The sequence below is a fragment of the Streptomyces sp. SID9727 genome (assembly GCF_010550605.1).
Lineage (GTDB): Bacteria > Actinomycetota > Actinomycetes > Streptomycetales > Streptomycetaceae > Streptomyces.
This window is the reverse complement of the sequence record NZ_JAAGNI010000227.1, coordinates 1-10,022: the sequence shown is the minus strand read 5'-3', so window position 1 is coordinate 10,022 and position 10,022 is coordinate 1. Positions and strand designations below refer to the sequence as shown.

8 protein-coding genes and 1 pseudogene are annotated in these 10,022 nt (G+C 73.5%); 2 read left to right on the top strand and 7 right to left on the bottom strand.

Annotated elements, in window-relative coordinates; all coding sequences use genetic code 11:
* Positions 1-430 (bottom strand): annotated as a pseudogene (locus G3I41_RS14545) (peptidoglycan-binding protein); the annotation flags it as partial.
* Between the two features lie 135 nt (positions 431-565).
* Between G3I41_RS14545 and G3I41_RS14540 the strand changes: the two are divergent.
* Complete coding sequence (locus G3I41_RS14540) at positions 566-2,623, top strand: MDR family MFS transporter (protein WP_164400629.1); 2,058 nt, start codon at positions 566-568, stop codon at positions 2,621-2,623.
* On the opposite strand, the gene G3I41_RS14535 is transcribed toward G3I41_RS14540, so the two are convergent.
* Together G3I41_RS14535 and G3I41_RS14530 are read right to left on the bottom strand one after the other, a co-directional pair.
* Positions 2,620-3,156 carry a GNAT family N-acetyltransferase gene (locus G3I41_RS14535; RefSeq protein WP_164400628.1) on the bottom strand — a complete coding sequence of 179 codons (537 nt, stop codon included), beginning with the start codon at positions 3,154-3,156 and terminating at the stop codon, positions 2,620-2,622. The two genes, G3I41_RS14540 and G3I41_RS14535, sit on opposite strands and share 4 nt — an antisense overlap.
* A 72-nt stretch (positions 3,157-3,228) precedes the next feature.
* On the bottom strand, positions 3,229-4,320 hold the full coding sequence (locus G3I41_RS14530) for a DUF2330 domain-containing protein (protein ID WP_164400627.1): 1,092 nt from the start codon (positions 4,318-4,320) through the stop codon (positions 3,229-3,231).
* 348 nt (positions 4,321-4,668) lie between these two features.
* Here G3I41_RS14530 and G3I41_RS14525 point away from each other — a divergent pair, with 348 nt between their 5' ends.
* A complete protein-coding gene (locus G3I41_RS14525) occupies positions 4,669-6,612 on the top strand; it encodes a bifunctional glycosyltransferase 87/phosphatase PAP2 family protein (protein WP_164400630.1) in 1,944 nt (647 codons plus the stop codon).
* 10 nt (positions 6,613-6,622) lie between these two features.
* Here G3I41_RS14525 and G3I41_RS14520 read toward each other — a convergent pair whose 3' ends face one another.
* From G3I41_RS14520 to G3I41_RS14505, 4 genes are all read right to left on the bottom strand, one after another.
* Positions 6,623-7,579 (bottom strand): AEC family transporter, encoded by a 957-nt coding sequence (locus G3I41_RS14520; RefSeq protein ID WP_164400626.1) that lies wholly within the window; start codon positions 7,577-7,579, stop codon positions 6,623-6,625.
* Between the two features lie 125 nt (positions 7,580-7,704).
* Positions 7,705-8,142, bottom strand: coding sequence for a transglycosylase SLT domain-containing protein (locus tag G3I41_RS14515; RefSeq protein ID WP_164400625.1), 438 nt, complete (start codon positions 8,140-8,142; stop codon positions 7,705-7,707).
* Positions 8,143-8,443: 301 nt separating this feature from the next.
* Positions 8,444-9,268, bottom strand: coding sequence for an ECF transporter S component (locus G3I41_RS14510; protein WP_164400624.1), 825 nt, complete (start codon positions 9,266-9,268; stop codon positions 8,444-8,446).
* Positions 9,265-10,022, bottom strand: a 758-nt coding sequence (locus tag G3I41_RS14505; protein ID WP_164400623.1) for an ATP-binding cassette domain-containing protein, incomplete at its 5' end; no start/stop codon positions are given. The genes G3I41_RS14510 and G3I41_RS14505, both read right to left, overlap by 4 nt.

The following is a 10,022-nucleotide window of genomic DNA, read 5'->3' as shown; positions in this document are numbered from 1 at the left end:
TCACCGCGGCGAACGGCTTGCGGCGGCGCGGGGCCACCGGGTCCGGGCCGGTGAGCAGGAAGGCGGTGCCGGCCTCGTCGGCCGGGGCGCCGGCGTCCGGAGCGCCGGCCGGAGGCAGGAACAGCGGCATGGTGGTCGCGGCGTCGCCCTCGGGGCCGTGGGCCTGCGGGGCGCCCGCCGGGGGCCCCGTCGCGGTGTCGCCGCCCAGGGTCACGTACGGGCGGATGCGCAGCGGGTCGAAGTCCTCCGCCGCGGCCATCTCCGCGGACCGGTCGGCGTGGTGCTCGTCGGCGATGCGCTGCTGCTCGGCGGCCCGCTCCGGATCGGCGCCGTACTCCTGCGTACCGGTGTGCCGGCCCGCGCAGGCGCAGCCCGGACCGGCGCCCGGTCTGCTCTCCGTACCGCACTCCGGGCATATATGTCCGGCCATCGTGGGTCCCCTCCCCTTGAACTGCCTGCGATTATGCAGCCCGCCGCCGAGAAGCCCAATCGCATGGGCCCCCGGCAGGCCATAACGGGGCAGAACAGACAGGATGGGGGTGTAGCGGATCCGAGGAGATGTCTCATGGCCCAGCTGAGCCCGACGGCCCAAGCCCCCGGCGAAGACCGCTCCACGCGGTCGGTCCTGGTGGCGATCGGCGCACTGCTGCTCGGCATGCTGCTCGCGGCACTCGACCAGACCATCGTCTCCACCGCTCTCCCCACCATCGTCAGCGACCTCGGTGGGCTCGAACACCTGTCGTGGGTGGTCACCGCCTATCTGCTGGCCTCGACCGCCGCGACCCCCCTCTGGGGGAAGCTGGGCGACCAGTACGGGCGCAAGAAGCTGTTCCAGACCGCGATCGTCATCTTCCTGATCGGCTCCGCGCTCTGCGGTATCGCGCAGAACATGCCCCAGCTGATCGGCTTCCGCGCCCTCCAGGGCCTCGGCGGCGGCGGTCTGATGGTGCTGTCGATGGCGATCGTCGGTGACATCGTCCCGCCCCGCGAACGCGGCAAGTACCAGGGGCTCTTCGGTGCCGTGTTCGGCGCGACCAGTGTCCTGGGGCCGCTGCTCGGCGGCTTCTTCACCCAGCACCTCAGCTGGCGCTGGGTCTTCTACATCAACCTCCCCATCGGCGTCGTCGCCCTCGTCGTGATCGCCGCCGTGCTGCACATCCCGGTCCGCCGGACGAAGCACACCATCGACTACGTCGGCACCTTCCTCATCGCCTCGGTCGCCACCTGCCTCGTTCTCGTCGCCTCCCTCGGCGGCACCACCTGGCCGTGGGGCTCGGGGAAGATCATCGGCCTCGCGGTGCTCGCCGTGGTGCTCCTGGTCGCGTTCGTGTTCGTGGAGCGGCGCGCCACCGAGCCCGTACTGCCGCTGAAGCTGTTCCGGATCAGGACCTTCAGCCTCGTCGCCGTGATCAGCTTCGTCGTGGGCTTCGCGATGTTCGGCGCGATGACCTATCTGCCGACCTTCCTCCAGGTCGTGCACGGCATCACGCCGACGATGTCCGGTGTCCACATGCTGCCCATGGTGTTCGGGCTGCTGATCACCTCGACGGTGTCCGGGCAGATCGTCAGCCGTACGGGGCGCTGGAAGGTGTTCCCGATCGCCGGCACCGGCATCACGGCCGTCGGGCTGCTGCTCCTGCACCGGCTGACGGTGTCCAGCGGCACCTGGGAGATGAGCGCCTACTTCTTCGTGTTCGGCGCGGGCCTCGGCCTGGTGATGCAGGTCCTCGTCCTGGTCGTGCAGAACGCCGTCTCGTACCGGGATCTCGGCGTGGCGACCTCGGGCGCGACGTTCTTCCGGTCCATCGGCGCCTCGTTCGGCGTGGCGATCTTCGGCACCGTCTTCACCAACCGGCTCACCGACAAGCTCGGCACGGCGCTCGCCGGCCGGCCGCTGCCGCCCGGTGTCGACGCGGACAGCCTGGCCGCCGACCCGCGCGCCATCGGCCGGCTGCCGGACTCCCTGCGGGGGCCGGTGCTCCAGGCGTACTCGACGTCGATCACCGACGTGTTCCTGTACGCGGCGCCCGTCGTCCTGGTCGCCTTCCTTTTCGCCTGGCTGCTCAAGGAGGACAAGCTGCGCGGCTCGGTGACCGCGCCGGACCCGAGCGAGACCCTGGCGTCGAACCCGGTCGAGCGCTCCTCGTACGACGAGTGCGCCCGGGCCCTGTCCGTGCTGGCCACCCGGGAGGGCCGTCGCGAGGTCTACGTCAGGATCACGGAGAAGGCCGGCTTCGACCTGCTGCCCGCCGCCAGCTGGATGCTGCTGCGGATCAAGCGCCATGGCACGGTCGAGCCCGCCCGGCTCGCCGAGGTGGCCCCCGTGCCGCTACGGGTGATCAACGACGCGGCCCGCCAGCTGGAGGGGCGCGGGCTCGTCCGGCGCGTCGGGGTGCAGATGGTGCTCACCGAGCCGGGCGCGGAGGCGGTGGTGAAGCTCGCCCAGGCCCGCGAGGACTCACTCGCCGAGCTGCTGGGCGACTGGTGGGGGCCGGACCGGCCGACGGACCTGGTCGCGCTGGTCTCCGAGCTGACCCGGGAGACCAGTGGGTCGAGCAAGGAGCGCCCGCACAGCCCGGCACCCAAGCGCGACCACGCGGCGGGCCACCCGCAGCGGGACTAGGACGCGCTTGACGCCCTGGGAGACAGGCTCTGGCCAGAGGGCTCCGCCCCGGTCACCCCCAGTTCCTTCGCGAACCAGTGCTCCGCGTACGGCCCCCGGTTGAACGCCGGGACCTCCCGGTAGCCGTGCTTCGCGTACAGGCCGCGGGCCTCCACCAGATCGTGCCGGGTGTCCAGCCGGAGCAGGGTCACCCCCAGCGCCCGGGCCCGCTCCTCCAGCGCCGCGAGCAGCAGCCCGCCGCCGCCCGTGCCCCGGAACTCCGGGCGGACGTAGACCCGGGTGAGCTCCGCCGTGCCCGCGTCCACCAGGAGCAGGCCCGCGCAGGCCGCCGCCCGGCCCTCGGAGCGGCCGATGACGAAGTCACCGGCCGGGGCGGCCAGCAGCCCGGCGCCGTCGTCGGTGAGCCCGGAGTCGATCTCCCCGGTCGTCGCCGGCCGGCCCCAGTAGCGGCCGGCCACCTCGGCGTAGTAGTCCCGCCGGAGCAGGGACGCGTCCGGCGAGTCGAAGGGTTCGGGTGCCACGGTCCAGGTCATGGGGCCATTCTCGCCACCGCACACATGTGTGAGCCAAGGGATTTCGAAAGGGCGGCGCGGTGGCGCGGACGCTCACCTCAGCGGCGGCGGCGTGAAGACCGGCGGCGGGGGCACCACCGGGCGCCGTCGCCGGGCGCGCAGGACCAGGAACAGGGGCAGGGCCACCAGCAGCACCGCGCCGCCGAGCAGCGTCAGCAGCCAGGCCGGCATGCCGCCCCAGGTCAGCAGCGCGTCCCGGTACACCACGGTCCGGTACGGGGCGTCGCCGGCGGCCGCCCGCAACTCGTGGTCGCCGTCGATCCGCTCCGGTGACGGGAAGTACTGGTCGATCGCCGTCACGAAGACCGGCTTGTCCCCGGTGACCGCCGCCAGCGCCTCGTACGGCTCCCTCGCGGGGTCGACGCGGCCCGCGTACGCGACCTTCGGGGGCCGCCCGCCGATCGCGTCGCGCGGTTCCATGCGGTGGTCGGCCAGCACGTACAGGTCGAGGGACTGCGGGGTGGCGGCCAGCTTGGACAGGCGCATCGGGTAGACCATCCGGTCGCTCGCGAACCGCAGCCGCAGCGGGTCGAGCGTCCCGCTCAGCGTGCCCCCCTGCCTCTCCGGCGCGAGGCGCACCGCCACGTACTCCCACTTCTGCTCGACGTACGGGGTCAGGGCCGTGGCGAGGCGGTCCGGCAGCTCGAAGCCGTTCTCCGCCAGCCAGCTCTCCAGCGCCTCCGGGTCGGTCGCCGCCAGCCGCGCCACGTCGAACGGGCCGAGCCGTTCCCGGCCGACCACGTCGACCGGGGCGCCCGCCTTCGGGCCGGCGGCGCTGTCACCGGCGGAGTTCCCCGAACCGCCGAACGGCCAGTCCTTGCCGCGTGGCCAGAAGTAGTGGCGCTCCTCGGTGACCGGCGCGGTGATGGCCCTGAGCTCGGAGAACAGCGCCGCGTCACCCAGCTCGACCGTGGCGCGGTGCGGCACCGGCATGATCCAGGCGGCGTCCGGAGCGTTCCCCCGGACGCTCAGCTGCATGACGATCTGCTCGGTGCGGCCGTCCCAGCCGACCGCCGACGTCTCCCGGTCGACCGCCACCCGGCTGTTCCGGTCCACTACCATCGCCCCGCAGCCGCAGGCGTACGCGGGTGCGATCAGCGACCCCGCCTGGAGCGACACCAGCATCAGGAGCAGGGAGAGCGCTCGGACCGCCCAGCCCCCCGTCCTTCCGTATCTCCCCGCGCGCCGCATCGTCCGTCCTCCCCGCCGTTGCCGATCACGGGCTCAGACGTGGGCGGGCCCCCGCCGGTTCCGGCCCCGCCCTGCGTCCGGGCGGGCGGACTTTCGTCCAAAGCCGGGTGACAGGCAGGCGTAAAGGGGGTTGATTGGATCTACCCAGGAGCACAATGCGAAGGTTTCACACATGCCGGACACCTGGCCGGCGAAAGACCTTGGGAGGGTCGGCGCAGCGTGGCGAACGCGGAGCACAGTGGCAACACAAGCGTGACGGCGGGAACCGGAACGGTACGGGCGGTGCTCTGGCTGGTCGTGGCCGCGCTGGCCGTCCGGCAGATGGCGGTGGTGCTGCGGCAGCCGCCGGGCGAACGGCTCACCGACCTGGAGACCTGGATCGGTGACAACGGGGTGCTCCATGTGACCGGTTCGCTGTACGACACCGACCGGTTCACCGGCACCCCGTTCTCCGGGCTCGTCCTCAAGCCGCTGACCCGTACCGCCGAACAGAGCCTCGGGGTCGCCTGGACCTTCGGTTCGCTCCTGCTCGTCGCCGCCCTCGGCCTCGTCGCCGCCCGCGCCCTGCCGGGACCGGTCGGCCGGCGCACCGCCCTGCTCGCCGCGCCCGTCGCGATCAGCCTGCTGATGGTCTCGCTGCCGGTGCGCAACGCCTTCCACCTGGGCCAGGTCAGCATCCTGCCCGTCCTCCTGGTCCTCGTCGGCCTCTTCGTCGTCCGGGGGGAACACAAGGCCGGGGCGCTCATCGGGGTCGCCGCCGCCCTCCAGCCGGCCGTGCTCCTGTTCGCCCTCCTGCTGTGGCTCACCGGAAGACGGCGTTCCGCGCTCACCGCCGCCGGCGCGTTCGCCGCGTGCACGGCGCTGGCGTGGGCCGCGATGCCGCACGACTCGTGGACGTACTGGGTGCACCACGTCGCCGGGGCGGGCCTCGGCGACCAGACGGACAGCCTCGCCAACCAGTCCCTGCACGGCGCGCTGCTGCGCCTCGGCCTCGCCGGGCCGTTGGAGATCGCGCTGTTCCTGGCGCTGGCCGCCGCCGTCTGCGTCCTCGGCCTGCGCCGCGCCGTGCGGTATGCGCGCGACGGGCAGCTCCTGCTCGCCGCGGCCGTGACCGGCTGCGTCGCCGTCGCCGTCTCCCCGACCGCCTGGCAGCACCAGCTGCTCTGGGTGCTGCTCGCCGTGGTCGGCCGGGCGGGCCGCAGCGCCTCGGACCGGCTGGTGTGGCCGGCCGTCGTGGTCCTGGTGACGACCCTGCCGGGCTCGATGCTGCTCCCGAACGTGGGGGCGGTGTTCCCGGTGCGCGACAACGTGCTGCTGATCGCCGCGCTCGGGGCCGCCTGCGTGACGCCGTTCCTGCCGCGCACCTCCCCGTACTGGCGGCGGCCCGTGCCCACCGTGTACGCGAAGCCGGTTCCGGCCCGCTGGGCCCGGGTGCCGCTGCTGCCGTTCTGGCGGCGGGTGCTCAGCCGGCCCAACCTGCTCCTGGAACTCCTCCTGATCCGTGTCGTCTACTCCGCGTACGGTCAGGTCAGGCTGGCCGCCACGGCCGGGCGGGACACCGCCGAGCTGCACGGGCGGCAGATCCACTCGTTCGAACAGTGGCTGCACATCGACATCGAGCACCGGATCAACCACGCCGTCGCGGGCGTCGGCCGGCTGCGGGACTTCTTCGACTTCTACTACTCGACGTTCCACTTCTTCGTCCCGCTCACGATCCTCGCCGTGCTGTACGTGCGCCGCCCCGCCGACTACCGCTGGGCCCGGTCCACGCTCGGCTTCGCCACGCTCCTCGCGCTCGTCGGCTTCTGGCTCTATCCGCTGGCCCCGCCGAGGCTGATGCCCGGGCTCGGCTTCATCGACACGGTGCACGGGGTGCAGGACTTCTCGCAGCCCGACTACGGGGCGCTGACCGCGGTGACCAACCAGTACGCGGCGATGCCCTCACTGCACTTCGGCTGGTCGCTGTGGTGCGGGGTGATCATCGTGCTGCTCGCCCCGAAGGTGTGGATGAAGGCGCTCGGGGTGCTGCATCCGCTGTTCACGGTCTCCGCGATCGTCGCGACGGCCAATCACTGGGTGCTGGACGCGGTGGGCGGGGCGGTCGTCGTCGCGCTCGGGTTCCTCATCGCGTACGTGCTCGCGGGGCCGCGCCGGCTGCGGGTGGCGCCGGAGGACGGGCTCCCGCAGGGCGAGGCGGTCCGCGAGGCGGTGGCGGGCAAGGTGTAGCCCGGACGGCTCACGGCCCCAGCGCCCAGGCGGCCGCGGACAGCGTGACCATCGACACCAGCGTGGAGGCGACGATCGCGTCGCGGGCGAGCCCGGTGCCGAGGCCGTACTCACGGGCGTAGATGAAGGAGTTCTGCGCGGTGGGCAGTGCCGCGCACAGCACGACCGCGAGCAGCTGGTGGTCCGGGAGGCGCAGCAGCGGGCCCGCGACGAGCAGGGCGGTCAGCGGCTGGCCCAGCGTCTTCACGGCCACCACCGCCGCGGTCTCCGCCCGCTCCCGGCGTGCCCGGCCCCCGCCGCCCGGTCCCCGGTGCAGCGACAGGCCGAGCGTGATCAGGGCCGTCGGCACCGCCGCCGCGCCCAGCACGTCGCACGGGTGCGTCACGGCGGCCGGCAGCCGCAGCCCGGTCGCGGAGACGGCCACGCCGAGCAGCGAGGCCAGGATGATCGGGTTGCGCAGGGGCATGGTGAGGAACCGCCGCACCCCGCCGCCCGGGCGCCGCCCGTCCGCCCCGCGCGTCCCGGAGTCCAGCAGCGTCAGGATCACCGGCGAGAGCACCAGCACCTGGAAGAGGATGACCTGCGCGACGAACGAGGCGTCGCCCAGCACCTGCACCGCCACCGGGATGCCCAGGTTCGCGGAGTTCACATGGCCCGAGGACATGGCGCCGATCGCCGCGTCGGCCCGCCCCCGGCCGAAGACCCGCCGGACGAGGACGAACCCGGCTCCCGCCGCCACCGCCGTGCTCGCCGCGAACGCCACCATCGACGGATGACCGAAGGCGTCCGGGCTCGCCCCCGACACCATCGTGAACAGGGCGGCAGGCATGGCCACGTGGAAGACGAACCGGCCGAGCACGGCCTCCGCCTGCTCCCCGAGCAGCCCGCCGCGTCCGACCGCGTAACCGATGCCGGTCAGGACCCAGATGGGGGCGAACGCGGAGAGCAGGGCGTGCATGGCCGCCATGATCCCCGTACGCCTGTTCGGCTCACGTGCGGGGGTGCCGATCCGTGTACCGCGTCCGGACAGGCCGGAGCCCCGGCCGCGGTGCGGTCGGGGCTCCGGGGGTCACCGGCTCGGGCCGGGCCGGCTCAGTACCAGTTGTGGGCCTGCCAGAAGGACCAGGCGCCACAGGGGCTGCCGTAGCGGGAGTTCATGTAGTCCATGCCCCACTTGATCTGCGTGCCGGGGTTGGTCTTCCAGTCCGATCCGGCGGACGCCATCTTCGAACCGGGCAGCGCCTGGACCAGGCCGTAGGCGCCGGAGGAGGCGTTGGTCGCGCTCGGGTTCCAGCCGCTCTCGTGGCTGACGATGTTGCTGAAGCACTGGAACTGGGCGTCGTCACCGATCATCCGCTTCGCCGTGTCCTGGGCACTCCCGGCGGAGGCCGGTGCGGCGGACGGGGCCGCCATGGCCGGGGAGACACCCAGGCCGATGCCGGTGGCGCCCAGCAGCACGGAGGCGCCTGCGATGGCGGCCTTGCGACGGGTGGTGCGGGGCTTGGCGATGAGGTTACGGGCGAACGTCACAGGAAACCTAACGGTGGGGGACGGGGAGTCGCGGCTCGGTCCGAATCCTGCGTGGACCGGCGTTCGTTGACCGCGATCCCGGTGAGGACCCTGCGGTGCTCGGCGACGGGATCCAGTCTTAGCGGCGCCGTTCGGCCGTGGCAACGACCGCTGTTACGACCCCGCCTCGCACCCGGGGCCGGAGGTCCTGAACCACCCCGAACCGCGCCCTGGCAGGTCGCGGGGGGTGCGGAGGGGGCCCCTCAGCTCCGTGCGCGGCTCCTAAGCCGCTTCGTACAGGACCAAGGTCCTGTGGGTGCCCTCACTCGCCGGGGGCGTGGAATGTGACCTGGGCCTCGAAGGAGGCCCGCCGCGTCGCCCGCCGCAGCGCCTTCAGCAGCGGCGCCCCGACCGCCAGTGTCAGCACGACGGTGAGCGCCGCCCGGCCCAGGTCCCAGCCCAGCGAGGTCGTCGCGCAGTACGCGAGGAAGCGGACCAGGTTGTCGCCCAGCGGGTCACCGGCCCGGAACGAGATGCCCGAGGCGAGGCCCGGCACGATCGTCCAGCCGTACAGGTTCATGATCGTCCCGTACGCGAACGAGGCGAGGGCCCCGTAGGCCGCGAGCATCAGCAGCTCGCCGCGCCCGCGCAGCCGGTCCGGGCCGGGCAGCAGCCCGGCGCCCATCGTGAACCAGCTCATCGACAGCATCTGGAACGGCATCCACGGCCCCACCCCACCGGTCAGCAGCGCGGACGCGAACATCGTCACGGACCCCAGCACGAAGCCGAACCCCGGCCCCAGCACCCGCCCGCTCAGCACCATCAGGAAGAACATCGGCTCCAGGCCCGCCGTGCCCGCCCCCAGCGGGCGCAGCGCCGCCCCGACCGCGGCCAGCACCCCCAGCATCGCGACCGCCTTCGCGTCGAGCCCGGCGTCCGCGATCATCGCGACCACCACCCCGACCAGCAGCGGCAGCAGCGCGGCGAACAGCCACGGCGCGTCCTGTGCGTGCGCAAGCCCCGAGTCCCGGTCCGCGAGCAGCGGCCACCCGAAAGCGGCGATTCCGATGGCGCTGATCAGCACCAGCGCGACGACGGCCCGGGGGCCCAGCCGGACCGGGCGGCCACGCTTCCCCGCCCCGCTCACGCGCCACCGCCCAGGGCCGCGCGGACCTGCGGGACGGTGAGCCATTCCTGCGGGGCGAGGATCTTGGCGGTCTGCGGGGCGAACGCGGGCGAGGACACCACGACCTCGGCGGTCGGGCCGTCCGCGACGACCTCCCCGTCGGCGAGGATCACCACCCGGTGCGCCAGCTCGGCGGCCAGCTCCACGTCATGGGTGGCGAGCACGATGGCGTGCCCCTCGGCGGCCAGCGCGCGCAACACCCCGACCAGCCGGGCCTTCGCCGCGTAGTCCAGACCCCGGGTCGGCTCGTCCAGGAGCAGCAGCGGCGGCCGGGCGGTGAGCACCAGGGCCAGGGCCAGCGCGAGGCGCTGCCCCTCGGACAGATCGCGGGGGTGCGTGTCGTCGCCGACGCCCGGCAGCAGCTCCGAGACCAGGGCCCGGCAGCTGCCCGGCTCCGCCCCCGCGTCCGCGTCCGCCGCCGCGCACTCGGCGGCCACCGTGTCCGCGTACAGCAGGTCGCGCGGCTCCTGCGGTACGAGGCCGACCCGGCGCACCATCTCGCGCGGCGGCGTCCGGTGCGGGGGCAGGCCCCCGGTCAGGACGGTGCCCGAAGTGGGCTCGACCATGCCGACGAGGGCGCCGAGCAGCGTGGACTTGCCCGCGCCGTTGCGTCCCATCAGGGCCACGGTCTCGCCGGCCCCCACGGTGAGCGACACCCGGCGCAACGCCTCGACCCGGCCGCGCCGCACCCCGAGCCGTTCGACCCGGGCGGCGG

Coding starts and splice junctions, on each gene's coding strand:
- G3I41_RS14540 (WP_164400629.1), top strand. CDS start 566: ATGGCCCAGCTGAGCCCGACGGCCCAAGCCCCCGGCGAAGACCGCTCC.
- G3I41_RS14535 (WP_164400628.1), bottom strand. CDS start 3,156: ATGACCTGGACCGTGGCACCCGAACCCTTCGACTCGCCGGACGCGTCC.
- G3I41_RS14530 (WP_164400627.1), bottom strand. CDS start 4,320: ATGCTGGTGTCGCTCCAGGCGGGGTCGCTGATCGCACCCGCGTACGCC.
- G3I41_RS14520 (WP_164400626.1), bottom strand. CDS start 7,579: ATGGCGGCCATGCACGCCCTGCTCTCCGCGTTCGCCCCCATCTGGGTC.